This is a genomic window from Corallococcus interemptor (genome assembly GCF_003668875.1).
Classification (GTDB): Bacteria; Myxococcota; Myxococcia; order Myxococcales; family Myxococcaceae; genus Corallococcus; species Corallococcus interemptor.
Genome location: NZ_RAWM01000001.1, coordinates 18,466 through 36,059 on the forward strand (window position 1 = coordinate 18,466; position 17,594 = coordinate 36,059).

The 17,594-nt window shown below is 70.2% G+C and carries 19 protein-coding genes; 7 read left to right on the forward strand and 12 right to left on the reverse strand.

Annotated elements, in window-relative coordinates; all coding sequences use genetic code 11:
• Positions 1-12 precede the first annotated feature (12 nt).
• The 4 genes from D7X96_RS00045 to D7X96_RS00060 are packed head-to-tail and all read right to left on the reverse strand — an operon-like array spanning position 13 to position 4,178.
• Positions 13-891: an alpha/beta hydrolase gene (locus tag D7X96_RS00045; RefSeq protein ID WP_244219394.1), complete on the reverse strand. Its 879-nt coding sequence runs from the start codon at positions 889-891 to the stop codon at positions 13-15.
• The gene (locus D7X96_RS00050) at positions 888-2,636 is read right to left on the reverse strand and encodes a DUF885 domain-containing protein (RefSeq protein WP_120547128.1); all 1,749 of its coding nucleotides are present in this window, start codon (positions 2,634-2,636) and stop codon (positions 888-890) included. Before D7X96_RS00050 ends, D7X96_RS00045 begins: the two co-directional genes overlap by 4 nt.
• Positions 2,637-2,663: 27 nt before the next feature.
• A complete protein-coding gene (locus D7X96_RS00055) occupies positions 2,664-3,251 on the reverse strand; it encodes an NYN domain-containing protein (RefSeq protein ID WP_120547129.1) in 588 nt (195 codons plus the stop codon).
• Positions 3,252-3,290: 39 nt separating this feature from the next.
• Positions 3,291-4,178, reverse strand: a complete 888-nt coding sequence (locus tag D7X96_RS00060; protein WP_120547130.1) for a LysR family transcriptional regulator — start codon at positions 4,176-4,178, stop codon at positions 3,291-3,293.
• Between the two features lie 106 nt (positions 4,179-4,284).
• Here D7X96_RS00060 and D7X96_RS00065 point away from each other — a divergent pair, with 106 nt between their 5' ends.
• A complete protein-coding gene (locus D7X96_RS00065) occupies positions 4,285-5,217 on the forward strand; it encodes an MBL fold metallo-hydrolase (RefSeq protein WP_120547131.1) in 933 nt (310 codons plus the stop codon).
• Here D7X96_RS00065 and D7X96_RS00070 read toward each other — a convergent pair.
• The gene (locus tag D7X96_RS00070) at positions 5,150-6,163 is read right to left on the reverse strand and encodes a GlxA family transcriptional regulator (protein WP_121768689.1); all 1,014 of its coding nucleotides are present in this window, start codon (positions 6,161-6,163) and stop codon (positions 5,150-5,152) included. The two genes, D7X96_RS00065 and D7X96_RS00070, sit on opposite strands and share 68 nt — an antisense overlap.
• Before the next feature lie 117 nt (positions 6,164-6,280).
• Between D7X96_RS00070 and D7X96_RS00075 the strand changes: the two genes are divergently transcribed.
• Together D7X96_RS00075 and D7X96_RS00080 are read left to right on the forward strand one after the other, a co-directional pair.
• Positions 6,281-6,649 carry a hypothetical protein gene (locus D7X96_RS00075; RefSeq protein WP_121723496.1) on the forward strand — a complete coding sequence of 123 codons (369 nt, stop codon included), beginning with the start codon at positions 6,281-6,283 and terminating at the stop codon, positions 6,647-6,649.
• Positions 6,646-6,948: a DUF3817 domain-containing protein gene (locus D7X96_RS00080; RefSeq protein ID WP_120547134.1), complete on the forward strand. Its 303-nt coding sequence runs from the start codon at positions 6,646-6,648 to the stop codon at positions 6,946-6,948. The genes D7X96_RS00075 and D7X96_RS00080 overlap by 4 nt, the downstream gene beginning before the upstream one ends.
• On the opposite strand, the gene D7X96_RS00085 is transcribed toward D7X96_RS00080, so the two are convergent.
• The 3 genes from D7X96_RS00085 to D7X96_RS00095 all read right to left on the reverse strand — a co-directional run bounded on the left by D7X96_RS00085 (position 6,935) and on the right by D7X96_RS00095 (position 9,750).
• On the reverse strand, positions 6,935-7,162 hold the full coding sequence (locus tag D7X96_RS00085) for a hypothetical protein (RefSeq protein WP_121723495.1): 228 nt from the start codon (positions 7,160-7,162) through the stop codon (positions 6,935-6,937). The genes D7X96_RS00080 and D7X96_RS00085 overlap by 14 nt on opposite strands.
• A gap of 710 nt (positions 7,163-7,872) precedes the next feature.
• On the reverse strand, positions 7,873-9,255 hold the full coding sequence (locus D7X96_RS00090) for a hypothetical protein (RefSeq protein WP_147468191.1): 1,383 nt from the start codon (positions 9,253-9,255) through the stop codon (positions 7,873-7,875).
• 87 nt (positions 9,256-9,342) lie between these two features.
• Positions 9,343-9,750 (reverse strand): MarR family winged helix-turn-helix transcriptional regulator, encoded by a 408-nt coding sequence (locus D7X96_RS00095; protein WP_120547184.1) that lies wholly within the window; start codon positions 9,748-9,750, stop codon positions 9,343-9,345.
• A 94-nt stretch (positions 9,751-9,844) separates the two neighbouring features.
• Between D7X96_RS00095 and D7X96_RS00100 the strand changes: the two genes are divergently transcribed.
• Positions 9,845-10,930, forward strand: coding sequence for an aldo/keto reductase (locus tag D7X96_RS00100; RefSeq protein ID WP_120547137.1), 1,086 nt, complete (start codon positions 9,845-9,847; stop codon positions 10,928-10,930).
• Here D7X96_RS00100 and D7X96_RS00105 read toward each other — a convergent pair.
• Entirely contained in the window at positions 10,924-11,268 is a 345-nt protein-coding gene (locus D7X96_RS00105; RefSeq protein ID WP_121723492.1) for a LysR substrate-binding domain-containing protein, read from the reverse strand. The genes D7X96_RS00100 and D7X96_RS00105 overlap by 7 nt on opposite strands.
• 11 nt (positions 11,269-11,279) lie before the next feature.
• Between D7X96_RS00105 and D7X96_RS00110 the strand changes: the two genes are divergently transcribed.
• The gene (locus D7X96_RS00110) at positions 11,280-12,104 is read left to right on the forward strand and encodes an NAD-dependent epimerase/dehydratase family protein (RefSeq protein ID WP_121768691.1); all 825 of its coding nucleotides are present in this window, start codon (positions 11,280-11,282) and stop codon (positions 12,102-12,104) included.
• 53 nt (positions 12,105-12,157) lie between these two features.
• Here the strand turns inward: D7X96_RS00110 and D7X96_RS00115 are convergent, their stop codons facing one another.
• Both D7X96_RS00115 and D7X96_RS00120 read right to left on the reverse strand, forming a co-directional pair.
• A complete protein-coding gene (locus D7X96_RS00115) occupies positions 12,158-13,705 on the reverse strand; it encodes a DUF1501 domain-containing protein (RefSeq protein WP_121768736.1) in 1,548 nt (515 codons plus the stop codon).
• A gap of 5 nt (positions 13,706-13,710) precedes the next feature.
• A complete protein-coding gene (locus tag D7X96_RS00120) occupies positions 13,711-15,393 on the reverse strand; it encodes a DUF1800 domain-containing protein (protein ID WP_121768692.1) in 1,683 nt (560 codons plus the stop codon).
• 187 nt (positions 15,394-15,580) lie between these two features.
• On the opposite strand from D7X96_RS00120, the gene D7X96_RS00125 reads away from it, so the two are divergent.
• Positions 15,581-16,201, forward strand: a complete 621-nt coding sequence (locus D7X96_RS00125) for a hypothetical protein (protein ID WP_120547142.1) — start codon at positions 15,581-15,583, stop codon at positions 16,199-16,201.
• Here the strand turns inward: D7X96_RS00125 and D7X96_RS00130 are convergent.
• Positions 16,182-16,850 carry a hypothetical protein gene (locus tag D7X96_RS00130; protein ID WP_233609766.1) on the reverse strand — a complete coding sequence of 223 codons (669 nt, stop codon included), beginning with the start codon at positions 16,848-16,850 and terminating at the stop codon, positions 16,182-16,184. The two genes, D7X96_RS00125 and D7X96_RS00130, sit on opposite strands and share 20 nt — an antisense overlap.
• Here D7X96_RS00130 and D7X96_RS00135 point away from each other — a divergent pair.
• Positions 16,849-17,592: a hypothetical protein gene (locus tag D7X96_RS00135; protein WP_121768693.1), complete on the forward strand. Its 744-nt coding sequence runs from the start codon at positions 16,849-16,851 to the stop codon at positions 17,590-17,592. The two genes, D7X96_RS00130 and D7X96_RS00135, sit on opposite strands and share 2 nt — an antisense overlap.
• The last annotated feature ends 2 nt before the right edge of the window (positions 17,593-17,594 follow it).

Below are 17,594 nucleotides of genomic sequence, written 5' to 3' on the forward strand. Positions count from 1 at the left end.
CAACCGCCACATTCAGAGAAAGCGCGAGAAGAACGCCACCACCCTGCGTGGATATTCTTCCGGGGACGCCTGGAGGTAGCTCTCGTGCCCCGCCCCCGGCACGCGCCACTTCTCCCAGGGGCCCTGTCCCTGGCGCAGCAGGTCCTCCAGCGCGGCGTCCGGCACCCACGGATCCGACTCGCCCGCCACCAGGAGGACGGGGCGGCCCGCGAGCGCGGCCATGTGCCGCGCGGGCTGCACGGCGTTCACGTCCACCCCCGCGCGCTTCATCACCCCCAGCGCCGGCCACAGCCCCAGCGGACCCCAGTGGCCCAGCTCGTCCTGGAGCGCCTGCGCGGGCGCCACGGCCGCGGCCTCCACCACCACGGCCTTGAGGCGCGGATCCTCGGCCGCCGCCTTCAGGACCGAATAGCCGCCCAGCGAGAAGCCAAGCGCGCCGATGCGCTTCGCGTCCACCTCCGGCTGGCGCGAGGCGAAGTCCACCGCCGCCCGCACCTGGCCGGCCTCGCGGTCGCCATAGGTGGACACCGTCCCGCCGCTCTCTCCGTGCGCGCCCAGGTCGAAGAGCACCAGCCCGTACCCGGCCTTCGCCAGGAACCGCGCCTCGGGCAGGAGCTGGGTGCGGTTGCCCGACAGCCCATGGACCAGGACGACGAGCGCCCCATCGCGCGGCGGCAGGTACCAGCCCTTGAGCTGCAAGCCCTCCGCGTCCTGGAACGCCACGTCCCGCAGGCCGGTGAGCTCCGCGTCCGCCGGAGGACTGCCCACCGGCTGCCGGGGCGGGTGCACCTCCTGGGAGATGTAGCGCGCGCTGCGCACCGCGACCCAGGCGGCCATCGCCAGCAGGGCCACGCCTCCCAGGAGCAGCCCCGCGACGAGCGGACGCTTCACGCGGACTCCCGCGCCACCCACGCGTCCACCTGGGCCTCCAGCACGTCCAGCGGCAGCGAGCCCGTCAGCAGCACCACGTCGTGGAAGGCCTTCACGTCGAAGCGTGCGCCCAGCGCGGCCTCGGCACGGTCACGCAGCGCGCGGATGCGCAGCTGGCCGACCTTGTACGCCAGCGCCTGGCCCGGCCACGCGATGTAGCGGTCCACCTCGTTGGTGATGTCCAGCTCCTGGCGCGGCGCGTTCTCCATGAAGAAGTCCAGCGCCTGCTTCCGCGTCCACCGCTTCGCGTGCAGGCCGGTGTCCACCACCAGCCGCACCGCGCGCCACATCTCGTAGGCCAGCTGCCCGAACTTGTCGTACGGGTCGTCGTACAGGCCCAGCTCATCGCCCAGCGACTCGGCGTAGAGGGCCCAGCCTTCGTCGAAGGCTGCGTAGGACGTGAAGCGGCGGAAGTCCGGCACGTCGGTCTGCTCGGAGGCCAGGGCCAGCGCGAGGTGGTGGCCGGGCATGGCCTCGTGCAGCGTCAGGGGGACCATCTCCCAGACGGGCCGCGTCTCCGGCCGGTAGAGGTTCACCTGGAAGGTGCCCGGGCGCGAGCCGTCCGCGGAGGCCGGGAAGTAGATGGCCGTCGTCACGTCCGGGGCCATGGCCTCCGGGATGGGTTCGACGACGTAGGGCTTCCTGGGCATCGTCCGGAACAGACGCGGCAGCAGCGGATCAATGCGCCGGGCCAGCGTCCGGTAGCGCGCGAGCAGCGCCTCACCCGTGGGCTCGTAGAAGCGCGGCTCCGTGCGCAGCATCTCGAAGAAGGCGGTACGCGTGCCGGTGAAGCCCGTGCGCGCCATCACTCCATCCAGCTCCGCGCGCAGCCGCTGCACCTCCGCGAGCCCCATCGCGTGGATCTCATCCGGCGTCAGCCGCGTCGTCGTGTGCCGGCGCGCGAGCACCGTGTACATCTCCTCGCCGTCCGGGAACTGCCACACGCCCACGGTCTCCGGGGCGGCGGGCAGGTACTCCGTGACGACGAAGTCCAGGGCGCGCTTGAGCGCGGGCACCACGGTGTTCGCGATGGCGTCCCGGCCCGCCTGCGTAAGCCGCCGTACATCCTCCGGCGCGAAGTCCTCCGGCATGCGCTTGAAGGGGCTGTAGAAGCCGCTCTCCGCCGGGTCCTTCACCACCTGCCGCTCCAGCTGCGGCGGGATGCGCTGGAGCACGATGCGCGGGTGGATGCGGTGCTGGCGCATGCCCTCGCGCATCAGCGCCACGATTTGATCCGCGTAGGTGCCGAAGCGCTCCAGCCGCTTCACCCAGTCCTCGTAGTCCCGCACCGTCTCGAAGCGCAGGGTGTCCGCCAGCTGGTACGCCGTCTGGAGCCCCGGAGGCATCTTCAGGCCCTCCGGCAGGCACCCCATCTGGTTGAGGGGCAGCAGGTGGGCCTTCACCCCGTACTCTTCAATCCAGGTCTCGTGCATCCGGCGGAAGAGGTCCAGGTGCAGCCGGTCCGCTTCGCTGTCCAGCGCGGCGCGGTCCACGTCCTGGAGCTGGCGCAGCACCGCGTGGCTGTGCTGGTGGTCCGCCTCCAGCCCCGCGAGGCTCAGGTCATCCCATTGATCATTCCAGCGCCTGTCCCCCAGGAGCGACGCGTAGGTGGGGTACTGCTGGAGCGAGTACTGCCACTCCGCGGCCAGCAGGGCATGCAGTGAGGCGGACGCGGCGCCGCGCTGGGGGACGGACTGGGATGACATGACGGACTCCGGGAAGGGAAACCGCGGCTAGACGAACAGCGAAGGATCGAACTCGTCCACGTTGACCGGCAGCAGCCGGGGCAGGGGGCGCTGGAAGACCCGGGCGTTGAGCTCCAGGTCGACGACCTTCAGGCCCATGGGGGTGAGCTCGCGGAACTTCTGGCTCACGTACTCACGCAGGCCCAGCACCGCGACCTGGCGCTTCTCTTCAAGCAGGGGCTTGAGGGCCTCCGCGAAGTCCGCGCCGTCGTGGCTGGCCAGGCCCACCGCCGCCTGCGGGCGCTGGGTGCGGATGTTCTCCAGCAGCTTGAGGATGCCCAGGTCCACGACCTTCTGATCCGGACGGCCGTGCAGGAGCGCGACCTCACAGCCCGCGGACTTCAGCGCGCGCACGAAGCCAATCATCGCGTCCGGCAGCTGCTCGCCGCGCGAGTTGAGCACCACCACGCAGCGTACGGGCTTGGGGAAGTACGTGTCGCAGAAGGCCACGAGCCGGTCGAACTGCACCCGGTCCTGGGGCTCGGGCTTGCGCCCGACGATGTTGGAGACGGCCCAATCGACGTTCTCGGCGTCAATGAGGACGTAGGATGCGGCGGCGGGACGGACGGATTGCATGGCGGGGACAATACGCGGGCTGGCACCCGTTGTGGGTTTTCATCGACCCAGGCGAATTCGTTGGAACTCCTCCTGCAACAGCTCGGACACGCGCCGGACGCGGGGGATGTCCAGGGCGGACTTCGCGCACACCAGGTGCGTCTGGCTCCGGGAGAAGGGGCCCAGGTCCAGGTCCAGGGGCACCAGCTGCGTGGGGCGCGTGAAGCGGTGGTTCAGGCGCGCCATCACCATGGCCCCCAGCCCGGCCTCCGCCGCCGCGAGCATCACCAGGTAGTTGTCCGCCGTGAAGGACGGGGCGAAGCCGGGGATCATCGACTCCAGCTGGGGGTTGGGTGGGACGGCCTCGAAGGGAGGCGCCCAGGCCACCCAGGGCAGCTGCTGGAGGGTGGCCTTCTTCGGCAGGCGGGCCTTGAGGGCCTTGGAGACGAAGACGGCGTTGGGGACCTCCAGCGTGTCCACGAGCTTCAGGTCCGCGCCCGTGGGAGGCCGGCCGCGAAGCGCGAGGTCCGCTTCGCCGCGCGCCAGGTCGAGGTATTGAATCTGTGACTGCACCTCCAGGCGCAGGCCCGGGTGCTTCTGGGCGACGAAGGCGGCGAAGGGGGCCACGAAGTCGAAGCTCATGAAGGGCGTGGCTGTCACGCGCACGATGCCCCGGGGTGAGCTGTCCGCGGACTCGGCCGCGCGGTGCAACTCGCCGGCCCACTCCGCCATCTTCTTCGCGGGGACGAGCAATCGCTCACCGGCCACCGTGAGCGCCGCGCCATCCACGCTGCGGCGGAACAGCGCCGCGCCCACCGCGTACTCCAGCGCGGCCAGCCGCCTGCTCACCGTGGGTTGTCCGATGCGCAGCCGCCGCGCGGCCCCGCTGAAGCTGCCCGTCTCCGCGATGGCGAGGAACAGCCGGGCGTCATCCCAGGAGATATCCATGAGTGGATGGCATCATGCCGTTTTCGCGGATTTCCATCCACGGGCGCATCCCTCATCTTGCCGCCTGTCCCGAACGCCCGGTGCCTCGCGCCGGAAGGAGTCCGCCATGAAGTCCGCCCTGCTAGCGCTCAGCCTCGCCGTCGCCGGTGTCACCACCGGCTGCGCCACGTCGTCCCATGCCGTGCAGAAGTCCGCGCTGGGGGTGACGCGACCGGCGGACGCGCTGCTCGCGGAGCTGGACGTGCCCGGGCCGGTGGAGCTGGAGACCGTCACCTCGTGCGACTGGGCGGTGGACCGCGGCGGCCTCATCAACCTGGACCACCCCACGGCGAAGGCGGCGCATCTGGAGGACGGGGATGAGCCGGTGCAGGTCTTCTTCCACGCGCTGCGCCACCCGGCGAAGGGGCTGTTCATCGTGGACACGGGCGTGGAGACGGCGCTGCGGGACGCGCCGGACCGCTCGGCGCTGGGCGGCATCATCACGAGCGCGATGCACATGGAGAAGATGAAGGTGCTGGCGCCGCTGGGCGAGTGGCTGGCGAAGCAGCCGCAGCCGCTGTCCGGCGTCTTCCTCACGCACCTGCATCCGGACCACATCAGCGGCATGGCGGACGCACCGGCGGGGACTCCCGTGTACACGGGCCCGGGTGAGACGGGCAGCCGCGCCTTCGTGAACCTGGTGGTGCAGGGCGCCACGGACCGCGCGCTGGCGGGCAAGCCGCCGCTGTCGGAGTGGAACTACACGGCGGATCCGAAGGGCCTCTTCGACGGCGCGGTGGACGTCTTCGGGGACGGCTCCGTGTGGGCGCTCTGGGTGCCGGGGCACACGCCGGGCAGCACGGCGTACCTGGTGCGCTCCACGAAGGGACCGGTGCTGCTGTTGGGGGACGCCAGCCACACGCGCTGGGGCTGGGAGCACGACGTGGAGCCGGGCTCCTTCACGCAGGACGGGCCGCGCGGCGTGGAGAGCTTCAAGAAGCTGCGCGCGTTCGTCGCGGCGCACCCGGAGGTGGAGGTGCGCTTCGGCCACCAGCACTGAGGCGCTGGCCTCCCCGGAACGCGCGGCGGTAGGCGAGGGGACTGGTGGTGACGAAGCGCTGGAAGTGTTCGCGGAAGGTGGTGGGCGAGCCGAACCCCACGGCCTCCGCGACGGCCTCCACGGACCGGCCGGTGGTCTCCAGCAGGTGCTGGGCGCGGCGCACGCGGGCGCGCAGGAGCCACTGGAGGGGCGTGGTGCCGGTCTGTTCGCGGAAGCGGCGGCTCAGGGTGCGCTCACTCATCGCCGCCTTCCGGGCCAGGGCCTGGAGCGTGAGTGGACGGTGCAGGTGGTCCTCCATCCAGCGCAGGAGCGGCTCCAGCGAAGCGCCCTCCGGTGAAGGAGGAGCGTGGGCGATGAACTGGGACTGGCCGCCGTCGCGCTCCAGGGGCATCACGGCCATCCGCGCCGCGTCCGCCGCCACCGAGGCGCCGTGATCCCTCCGCACCAGGTGCAGGCACAGGTCGAGCCCCGCCGCCGCGCCCGCGGAGGTGAGCAGCTGGCCGTTGTCGACGTAGAGCACGTCCGGGTCCACGTGGATGGCGGGGTGGCGCCGGGCCAGCTCCTCGGCGGCCAGCCAGTGCGTGGTGGCGCGCTGTCCGTCGAGCAGTCCGGTCGCGGCCAGGATGAAGGCGCCGGAGCAGATGGACGCGATGCGCGTGCCCCGGCGGGCCGCCGCTCGGAGCGCCTTGAGGAGCCGGGGAGGCACGGGCACGGAGACGTCCGAGGTGCCCGGCAGGACGATGGTGTCCGCGCGAGCCAGCGCGCCCAGGCCGTGGTGGGTCTTCACGCGGAAGGCGCCCGCGTGGACCTCCGGCGTCACGCCGCAGACGCGGACCTCGTAGCCCGCGCTGCCGTCCGGCAGACGCACGCGGCCGAAGACCTCGGTGGGGATGGACAGGTCGAAGGGCACCACTCCATCCAGCGCGACGATGGCCACGGTGTGCATGGCGGGAAGATGCCAGGACCGGGGTGTTCCCGCCAGATGGGCCCGTTGGCGGGAAGTCGTCGAAAGATGGCGTTTCCGCCACTCACGGAGAGGCAAGGGGCGTGGCATACGGGCGGGGTGTTGATCTACCGCTTGCTGCTCCTGCTGAAGTTCGTGGGCGTGGTTCTCTTCGGGGGAGGGCTGATTGCGGCGCTGGTCGCCACGACGTCGCGCGAACGCAAGCGCGCGGTGCACGGCGTCGCGTCATTGGGGCTGGTGGTGACGTGGACGGCGGGCTACCTGCTGACGCTCCAGCTCAACGTCGCGCTGACGGAGCCGTGGATTCTGGGTGGACTGTCGCTGTCGCTGGTGTCGCAGCTGACGCTGGTGGCCATGGCGACGCACGAGCGGCGCACGGTGGCGGGAGTGCTGCTGGCGGCCGTGCCGTTCTTCTGCGTCCTGGTGTTGATGATCTTCCGGCCGCGCTGGCCCGGGGTGGACCCATGAGTGCGTTGAGGCAGCTGAGGTGGGTGGCCTTCCTGGAGGGGATGTCCTTCCTGGGGCTGCTCTTCATCGCGATGCCGGTGAAGTACCTGCTGGACCAGCCCCTGGCGGTGCGAATCACCGGCGCGGTCCACGGACTGCTGTTCCTGCTCTTCGTGTCGTCGCTGTTCCGCGCGGCTTCGGAGCACGACTGGCCGGTGCGCCGTTCGCTCGCGGCGTTCGGAGCGTCCCTGGTCCCATTCGGGACCTTCGTGCTGGACCGCGCGCTGCGGCGGGAGGAGCAGGAACTCACTTCGGAGTGAGCTTCAGTCGCATGTCGACAGCGCCCTGCCGCGCTTTCTGCACGGCGATCAACCAGTCTGCCCAGACAGCAGGGTCCGCGGGGGTGCCGTCATCGAGCAGGGACATGCTGCCCAGCAGGCCACCCAGCTCGTCCGAAGGGGACACGCTGTGTAGCGCCTGGAGGTACTCGTACATCGCCGCATAGGCCTCTTGAATCGTGAGCACGTCTTTCATCGTGGCCTCAGGAACAGCGCAGGCATCCTGTCACCGAGCCACTCTGTCCCACGTCTCATTGACTCAAGCATCGCCTGCTCTCGAATCAATCGAAATAGACCAATGTGTCTCGGCTGCTGGTTTGCTTGCGGCGAGACGGGGCGGAATTGGTCTCGGAATTGCGCTAGTCTCTGTTCATACAGTGGTAGGCGATTGAGCTGGCGGTTTTAGGCTCCCCGGGGGAAATCCAATAGGGGCTTCGTTCTGTCTCTCGAATGCACCTCGTGATGCGCTGCTTCTCACTGTGGTCTAGGTAGCAAGATGTTGCGTAGAGGAGGGCAACAACCAGTGCGGCTCCAGTCATCGTGTGCCTTTCTTTGCGCCACCATCCCGCTTCTTGTGAAGGGTTGGGATCGCCAGCGAGACGCTTGGAGTAATAGATGGCTGTGATAAGCGCGAGGTAGATAAGGGCTTGAAATCCGAGGCCGCCAAACCCAGCAACCAAGATGCGTGCGAACCAGTTCTTCTCAGTTGATGTGGCAATGACTGTGATGGAGCCCACGATGCCAGGGAGGGCATAGACTAGGTTTTCTCGCCATGTGTCAGGTATGGCTTCTTGTGTGAACTCTGCGGGATCGGTTGGGCCGGGTGATGAGTTCATTGGGTTGGAATTGTGGCGCTGGTCGCAGTCATCTGGAATCTGAACGAGACTTTCCTGCTCCCGGAATGCACTACCGAAGCCGGAACGAACCCTCGGCGATGATCAGCAGCTCCACGCCGGGGGTGGCCTTGGCTCCGAAGGCCGTCAGGGTGGCCGTGGCGCCGCCTCGCACTGTGGCGTCATACGTGGTGAAGGCGCTGACCACCGCGTCCGCGAGCACCGTGGCGGAGGCCTTTCCGGACTGCTCCAGCACCGAGCCCAGCGTGGACTCCAGCGCCGCGCCCGCCTGCGCGCCCGCGTGCACCGCGGAGTCGAAGGCGAGCTGGTTGCTGCTCGTCAAGCCCAGTTGCGCGCCCATCACGGACGCGTTGCCGCTGGTGGCGAGCTGGGCGTTGTAGGACGTCCAGGCGCTCGCGGCGGCGCTGGCCGACGTGGCTCCGGACAGGCTCGCTCGCAGCGACGTGGCGGCGGTGTTCGCCTGGGCCACCACCGTGTCCGCGGCGCCGGCACCCTGGAGCAGGGCCTTCACGGCGGCCTCGGTGGCTCGGGCCTCCAGTGACGCAGCGGCCCGGACGGACGCGTCCGCGACCGCCATCCCCGCTCCGCCGGACAGCCGTGCCTCCACCGCCATGCGGTAGGACACGCTGGCCTCGCGCTCCGCCTGCTGGTCCTGCGTGTCGCTCACGTCGGGCGTGGCCGCGCGCACCGCCGCGAAGAACGTGTCGTAGGCGCTCGCCGCGGACGCACCGCCGGCATCCAGCGCCGCGTCCAACTGCGCGGATGCGTCCAGCGACGCGCTGAAGAGCTGCTCCTGCGTGACGACCACGCCGGACCTGGCGTACGCCTTGATCCGCGTGGCCTGCGCCGCCCTCACCGCCGCGGCGAGCGCCTCCACGGACTCCGTCGCCGTCTCCTTGAGCTGACCGCGCACCGCCACCGCCTGCTCCGCGTTCAACCGCGCGCGCAGGTCCACCGTGTCCACGCCGCCCGGCACCTCCCCGTCCCGCACCATCTGGACGAAGACCTCCGCCTCCAGCGAGGACTCACTGGTGATGGGCGGCGCCGTACGCGCGTCCTGTCCGGACCGGGGCTCCGTGGAGTCCAGCAGCGCGGAGCCCACCGTGGCGCCGTTCTTGTTCACCGCCTCGATGATCAGCCGCTGCCCCGCGTCGTCCAGCTCCAGCGTGTAGCTGCCATCCGCCGCGACGTCCGCCTCCGCCAGCGTCGTCAGGTCACCGGACGTCACCACGCGGCTGATCCGCACCGTGGTCGCAGCGGAGGCCGTTCCATCCCCGGCCAGCGCGGGCGCTCCGTCCGTCAGCCCCTGCGACTGCTGCCCGCTTCCATTGGTGACGTGCCCCTGGACCTTCACCTTGTCGCCACCGCCGCACGCGGCCAGCAGCCAGCACACCAGTGCACCCAGAACCACTTCACCCGCGCGACGCGTCTGCATTGATGGGGGACCCCCGGGCCGGGCAGGAACGCCTCGGCGTCATGCCCGGAATCAAGCACCAGGGAATCAGCCGGATTCAAGCCACTGTCAGCTCATCTTCTCCAGCAGGCTCCGCAGCTCCGCCTGCTCGGCGGCGCTCAGGCGGCCGAGCCGCGCGCCGAACGCCTCCGACAGCAGCGCCAGGCCCCGCGCCGTCACCTTGCGCCCGGCCGGAGTCACCTGCAGCCGGTGCCTGCGCAGGTCCTCCGCGTCGATCTCCCGGCGCAGGAAGCCCGCCGCCTCCAGCCGCTTCACGTACACCGTGATGGTCGGCTTCGGCATGCTCAGCGTCACCGCCAGCTCGGCCGGGTAGGGGTGCTCCTCTACCTGCGACAGGACGAACAGCTCCTTCGTGTCCAGCCCCAGCTCCGAGATGTCGGGCGAGACCCCCGCGATGACCGACATCAGCAGGTTGTAGTTCAGCGACCAGATCTTCGCCGGGTCGATCTTCGACATGAGCACTTGCGCGGAAAATGGTACAAAATTAAATCAGTTCAAGGCTGAACCAACTCGGCCTCCCGAAAACCGTAACACATCCCCTGGAGACCCCATGCCTCTGGACCACTACGTGACACTCGGCCGCTCCGGCCTTCGCGTGAGCCCGCTGTGCCTCGGTGCGATGACGTTCGGCGAAGACCTCGGCTGGGGCACCAGCGTGGAGGAGTCCGAGCGGATCATCGACCGGTTCATCGAACTGGGCGGCAACTTCATCGACACCGCGAATTTCTACACGAAGAGCCATTCCGAGAAGATCATCGGCGACCACGTCGGCCGGCATGCGGCCAGGCGCGACCGCCTGGTCATCGCGACGAAGTTCAGCGGGAATCTCTACCCGGGGGACCCGAACGGTGGCGGCTCCGGGCGCAAGTCCATCATCTCGGCGTGCGAGAACTCGCTCCGCCGCCTGCAGACGGACTACATCGACCTGTACTGGCTGCATAACTGGGACAAGCACACGCCCATCGACGAGACGATGGCCGCGCTCGAGGACCTGGTCCGGGCCGGCAAGGTCCGCTACCTGGGCGTCTCCGACACGCCGGCGTGGAAGGTCGTCGAGGCCAACGTCACCGCGCGCTTCCGGGGCTGGTCCGCCTTCATCGGGTTGCAGATTGAGTACTCGCTGCTGGAGCGCAGCGTGGAGCAGGAGCTGGTCCCCATGGCCCTGGAGCACGGGCTGGGCATCACCCCCTGGTCCCCGCTCAAGAGCGGCGCCCTCAGCGGCAAGTACACCCGCAAGAACGCGGGCCAGGTGAAGGGGGACCGGGGCGCCTTCATCGACTCCTTCCTGAACGAGAAGACCTACACCGTCGTCGACGCGCTGGAGGTCATCGCCCGAGCGCATGAGAGCACCCCGGCGCGCGTGGCGCTGGCGTGGGTCATGGCGAAGCCGGGCGTGGGCTCCACCATCATCGGCGCGCGTCGCATCGCGCAGCTCGAGGACAACGTGAAGGCCGCCGACGTGAAGCTCACCGCCGAGGAGATGGGCCGCCTGGATGAACTCACCAAGCCCACGTTCGGCTTCCCTCAGAGCATGGAGCCGATGTTCCCCTCCATCCACAACGGCGGGACGACGGTGAACGGCACCGGGATGCCGGCCTCCGCCTTCGGTGTGCAGAAGGGCGACAAGGTCTACTGACCGGCGTCAGCGACGGGGCCGGGGCTTTGTGCCCGGCCTCGCCTCCTCGCGAGCGAACGCCTCCGCCACGAAGTCCACGAACACGCGGACGCGGGGCGACAGGTGCCGGCGCTCCGGGTAGACGACGAACACGTCGGGCCCCGGAGAGCGCGGGATTCACCCAGCCGCCGCCGGACGAGCCGCGCGTCCGAGCTCTCCCCCATGCGCAGCCCCACGTCCACGCGCTCCTCCACCAGGTCGATGAAGCGGTCCGTGAGCCCCAGCGCGCACTGGATCCGCGGGTACGCGGAGAGGAACGCCGGCAGCTTCGGCACCAGCCAGTGCCGGCCCAAGTCCATGGGCGCGGTTGATGGCGGCGGGGCACCAGGTGGTGGGCACCGCGCGGACGCAGGACAAGGCGCGGGCGCTGGAGGCGCGCGGCATCCAGGCCACGGTCGCGTCGTTCGACGACCTGGACGTGCTCGCGCGGCTGGCGAAGGAGTCCGACGCCGTCATCAACGGGGCGTCCGCGGACGAGCGCAAGGTGGTGGAGGCGCTGCTCGCCGCGCTGAAGGGCTCCGGCAAGCACTTCATCCACACCAGCGGCTCCAGCATCGTCGCCACCGGCGCGGGCGGAGAGCTGACCCAGGGCGTGCACGACGAGGACACCCCCATCGAGCCCGTCCCGGAGAAGGTGGCGCGCATCTCCCTGGACAAGGCGGTGCTGGACGCCGCGAAGGACGGCATCCACACGAACGTCATCTGCCCCTGCCTCATCTACGGCAAGGGGCTGGGGCTGAACCCGGACAGCGTGCAGCTGCCGCCGCTCATCCAGTACGCGCGGGAGACGGGCACGGCGCGCTACATCGGCAAGGGGGAGAACGTCTGGTCCAACGTGCACATCGAGGACCTGGCGGACCTGTACCTTTTGGTACTGGAGCGCGCGCCGGCCGGGACGTTCTATTTCGCGGAGAACGGCGAGGCGAACTTCCGTGACGCCGTGACGGCCATTGGCAAGAGCCTCCACCTGCCCGTGGGCAGCATGCCGCTGGCGGAAGGGGAGAAGCGCTGGGGCGTGGAGCTGGGGCGCCTGGCGCTCGCGTCCAACAGCCGTATCCGCGCGAAGCGGGCCCGTGCGCTGGGCTGGAAGCCCCACCGGGCTTCGGTGTTCGACGTGCTCGCGGAGTTGAAGTAGCCGCACGGCCGCGAGCCAGTACGGGCTCGCGGCCTGCTCCAATCACGCGGGCATCAGTCCGCCAGCATGAAGCCGACCTTGTACTTGCGTGCCTGCGCCGGGAAGCCGCGCGCCACCGCGTCCGCCACGTAGCCGGCGAGGTTGGGGAACACGTAGTCGCGCTCGGCGGCGGTGTTCAGCCCCAGCCACGAGGCCAGCGTCCAGCCGTACTGCTCCACCGTGAGCGTGGGAATCCAGCGGCCGCGCTCGTCCGTGGAGCCGTCCAGCGAGCCCGCCAGGTCCAGGCTGGGGAAGGTGCCGTAGAGCGCCTTGCCCGCCACGCGGTTGCCCAGGACGATGGCGTGGCCTCCCCACGCGTGGTCCGTGCCGCTGTCGCCGTTCTCCAGGAGCGTCCGGTTGAAGTCGCTCATGGTGAAGAGCGTCGCCTGCGGCGCGTTGGAGCCGAAGGCGGTCTGCGTCTCCAGCAGCGTCACCGACTTCTGGAAGGCGTCCAGGGCGAAGTCCAGCTGCTCCAGGAGCTTCGGCTGGTCCACGTCCTCGTTCTGGTGCGTGTCGAAGGAGCCGAAGCCCACGGAGAACACCTGCCGCTTGAGGCCCAGGCCCGCCTTGCTCACCGGCATGGCGCCCGCCACCAGGTCGCGCACCACCTGGTAGAGCTGCGTGTGCAGCGTCCACTTCGCGGTGTCCTCCGGCGGCAGCGTGGGCACGAAGTAGCCCTCGATGGTGTCTCGCGTGGCCTGGGGCAGCTGGGCCCAGGCGGCGTCGCGTGCTGCGGCGCGAGCGGCGGAGAAGGTCTGCGCCGTGGTGAACACGCCCGCGTAGGCCGTCTCCAGCACGTTGCCGTCCTGCTCCGCCATCACGTCCGCCAGCGCCGCCTGCTGGAGCAGGTCGAAGTCCGACGGCGGGGTGCCGACGGTGCGGAACGCGAGCGTGCCGTCCGGGGCCACCATCATGGGCTTGCGCTCCACGCCCGCGCAGAAGCGCGCCTTGCCGCCGAACGAAGTCACCTCCGGGTAGTCCGGGGGCGTGCTCGTGTTGAGCACGTGGAGCCTGTCCGCCGCGCGGCCACCCCAGCCCGTCACCTTGATGTCGGACGTGACGGTGCTGGAGCCGGGATTGGCCAGCGCGCTCGACCAGGCGTCCTGCTGGTCGCTGTGGGAGAAGAGGTTCTCCGGCACGGAGGTGCCGCCGGCCAGGTAGTCCGCCTTGGTCAGCGGAAGCACCAGCGGGCCCACGTTGCACACGAACGCGGCGCGGCCCGCCTCGAAGTGCGCGCGCAGCCTCGACAGCGTCTTGGGCATGGCGAACGAACCCGCGGGCAGGTCCGTGGGGTTGATCAAATCCAGCTGGTCCGCCTTCAGGCCCACGGTGGGCCGCGCGGCCAGGTACTGCGCGTAGGCGTTGGTGTCCCGGGGGACGAGGATGTTGTTGCTGTCATTGCCTCCCAGGAGGAAGACGCAGACGGCGACGCGGCTGCCGGAGTAGCCGTTGAGCGTGGCGGCGTGGGCGTTGCCCACCCAGCGGGGGAGGGCGGCCGCGGCGGCCAGGAAGCCCAGGCCCTGCGTGGCGCGCCGGAGGAACTGGCGACGGGTCGTGGTCATGGGGCTCACCGCTGGATCTGGAAGGAGGGAGAGAGGAACGTCAGGTAGAGCGCCAGCTTCTTCTTGCGGATGGCCGTGTTCGCGCGGCTGTCACCCATGGCCATCAGCAGCTTCTGCTCCAGCCCCGGCGCCAGCGTGCCGTGCAGCCAGTAGCGGCCCAGGTACGCGACCAGGTCCGCGTTCGCGGAAGGCAGCAGGTCGTAGTCCACGGTGATGCCCGCGTTGGTGGCGGCGCTGGTGTAGAGGAACTCGTGGAGGAAGTTGGCGCGGGCCGTGATGGTGGCCGTGTCCAGGATGCCGAACTCCGGCCCCACCAGTCCGTCCACGCCCGGCAGCGGCGCGTTGGGCGGGTAGTAGCTGAACACGGAGGGCGCGCGCGGCACCCACTGGTTCATCGACTTGCTCCAGTTGCTGAGCTTCAGCCCCGGGTCCTTCGTCGCAGTGTCCAGCGTGGGATCCAACCAGCGGACGACGTTCGTGACGAACAGCGCCGGCGAGCGCAGGTGACCGAAGCCGGAACGCAGCGACAGGGGCGGCTGGGCGCCGCGCGCCTCCGAGTCCTCCAGGATGGCGCGCACCACGGCCTGCAGGTTGCCTCTCGCCCCGGTGCCGTCGTTCTTGAAGACGTTGGCCACACGCCGGACGTAGCCGGGCGTCGGGTTGCTGGTGACCAGGTGCTGGATGAGCTGCTTGCTGATGAAAGGCGGGACGTTGGGGTCGTTGAAGACGTTGTTCAGCGCCTGCGTCAGGTGCGTGTTGATGTTCCCGCCCGCCGCGGTGAAGACGCCCCGCAGCAGCTCCTGCCGGGTGGTGTCGTGGTTGTCGTTGCAGGCCATCAGCGGGTTCTTGTAGTCGGGCGTGTTGATGGCGGCGCCCCTGGCCGGGCACGCGGCGGCGTTCCACGTCCAGCCGGACAGGGCGTGCGCGAAGGCCTTCACCTGCTCCTCGCTGTACGCGCGCTGCCGGTGGCCGTCCGCGTCCAGCAGCGGGGTGCCGTCGATGTTCAGCTTGTCCGTGCCCAGCGTGAAGAGCTGGAGCATCTCCCGCGCGTAGTTCTCGTTCGGGTCAATGGGGTTGCCCTTCGAGTCGAAGGCGCGGTTGTTCGCCATGTCCAGGTAGCGGCCCATGGCGGGGTTCTTCGTCACGGCCTCCAGCAGCTCGCGGAAGTCGCCGAAGGCGTACTGCGACAGCAGGTTCATGTACCCCGCGAGCGCCACCTTCGAGTCCACGTACGGCGTCCTCGCGGAGTCCGGGATGCCGTTCATGGAGACGACGAAGATCTGGCTGAGCGCGAACGCCACCCGCTGGCGCAGCTGATCCTCGCCCGTCACCGCGCGCAGGAAGAACTGCGAGCCCAGGTCCTGCGCGCTCTCGCCGTCGTACGGCGTGGCGGGCTGGAGCGCGAACTGCTCCGTGAGCGACTGGGGGATGCCCACCGCCATCACGTGCTCCACCGTCCCCACCGGCGCGGGGGCGACGCCGCGCGCCAGCCTGGGACCGAAGGAGGACTGCTCCAGGAAGCGGATGCTGTTCGCTTCGCCCGGCGTCTCCGGGGTGTCGGCGGCCTGTTCGGCCCGGCCCAGGACTTCCTGTTGGTCGGGAGGAGGGGACTCTGTTGCGGAAAGCCCTTCGGCCTGTGTGCAGGACGTAGCGCACAGGACGAGGGCCAGGGTGGTGCGACGAAGCATCCGGTACCTCATGGTGACTGCGGGGGTGGTCGGCCCCGGAACGCCAGGGCCGCGACGTCGCAAAAGATTCTAGGTGATAGGTAATTCGATTAAACGGGCTTTGCCGGTAGTGCAGGAATCATGGGACGCCGGAGGTTTTTCGCGCGACGCCGGGGCCCTGGAGTCCAGGTGGTGTAGAGAGGACCGGGTGAGTCGTCCCCCGGTCCCCTCGCGCCCCGTCGCCACGGCCGCCTTCCAGGGCGTGACGCTGCTCTTCTTCACGGGCTGCGCCGCGTGGCTCGTGCGCGAGTCGCGCGAGCTGGGCGGCCGTCCCGGGATGATGGCGCTGGGCGTGGCGGTGGCCTCGGGCGGGCTGGCGCTGGTGGCGCTGGGCGCGCTCGTGGGGCTCTTGCGAAGCGGGCGGCTGCTGGCGCTGCGCTCGCGCGCGGAGATGGGCACCTACGCGCTGGTGCTCGCGACCATGGGCGTGCTGGCGCTGGTGGGGCTGCGGCTGTTGTCCTCGGAGGGCCGGCCCGCGCTCGCCACGTTCTGCCTGGGCGTCGCCGGGTGGCTCGCCGGGGTGGGCCTGCACGCCGTGCCCGCGCTGTTCCTGGGGCCCACGGGCTTCATGGATTCACTGGGGCGGCGCACGCCGTTCTCCCGGCTGGAGTGGTTCTCCTTCCAGCGGGAGCAGGGAGAGCTGCCCCGCGTGCGGCTTCAAGCAGGGCAGGGGACGCGGCTGCTGTTGGCCGCGCGGCTCGCCAGCGCGGACGAGGACGTGGTGCGCGCGGCGCTCGCCGGCGCGGGCGTCAGCGTCCGGAGGCGGTAGCGGCCTTCCACGGGTCGCCGCCCACGCCGAAGGCCTCCAGTTCGAAGGACTGGGCGCCGGAGACGCTCACCAGGCCCAGCACCGGGACGCTGGGGGACCACTGGGCGGTGATGCCTCCCGCGTACGAGTACTCCTTCACCTCCAGCTTCCTGCCGGCGACCGTCTCCGTGCTCTCGCGCAGGGGATGGGGCTGGCGGTCCGCGCCGGGCTTGTTGAAGGGCGCGGGCGTGTCGGTGGGCGGCCGGCCCGGCACGCGCAGGCGCATGAGCAGCACGCTCTTCGCGCTGAAGCGCTCGCCCTCCACCAGGAAGTCGAAGCCCACGCGTCCGGTGGCGGGCACGTCCAGCTCCACGATGACCCAGCGGCCCCGCTTGCCTTCATGGCGTCCCGCACCACCCTGCTTGATGACGAACTGCGGGGGCCCGTCCGGCGACGTGTTCACGTAGCGCGCCCAGCCGCCCTCGCGAATGACGAGGGGCAGTCCGAACAGCGCATCCGGCGCGCTGCCCTGCGCCCACGAAGGCAGGGCGCCCAGGCCCGCCAGCAACACCGTGAGCAACACCAGGCTCCGCGCCGCCCGGTCCGTCATGCGCTTCCGTCCCCCGGACTTGTCCGGCGCGGAGCCCCGGTCCCATAGTGCTGTTCCCATGCGCCGTCTCCTGTGTCCCGTGTGCACCGCCGTGCTGCTCTCCGCCACGCCGGCCATGTCCTCCGCGCCCGACGCGGGCACTCCCTCTTCACGTCCCGCGACGGCGGCCTCCACCGACGCGGGAGTGCCCGCTTCCAACGATCCGCCCATCGCCTCCGAGCGCCTCGCCGAAGCGCGCGCCCTGGTGCCGCCCCTGCTGCTCTACGGCCAGCTCCAACCCGTCGTGGGCACGTGGGTGGAATACACCGTCCAATCGACGCCGAAGAACACCCACCCCGTGCGAGCCGCCGTCGTGGGTGAGACGCCGCGTGAGCGCGACACGCTCTATCAAGTCGAGCTGGACTACCAGACGACGCCCCGCGCCCTCATCATCGTCTGGGTGGCCCGCGCCGGCACCGCCCGCGCCGTGGTGGAGCGGCTGGCCATCTCCGTGCCGCCCAACACCCCCATCTCCGTCCCGGTGGACCTCCTCGCGGACCACGCCGCGCTCCAGGGCCAGCTCGTCCGCCAGCGCGACACCGACGTGCGCGCCGGCCCCTTCGCCGGCAAGGGCCGGGAGCTCACCTTCCGCCGGGAGTCCGGCGAGCGGGTGACGGTGGTGACGGCGGCGCAGGTGCCCGTGTTCGGCGTGGAGTCCCTGCGCGACGGGGAGGTCACCTGGACGGCGCGGAAGAGCGGCACCGGTGCCCGGCCCGCGCTGGACGTCGTGCCGCTCACGCTGCCCCGGCTGCCCGCGCCCTGAGC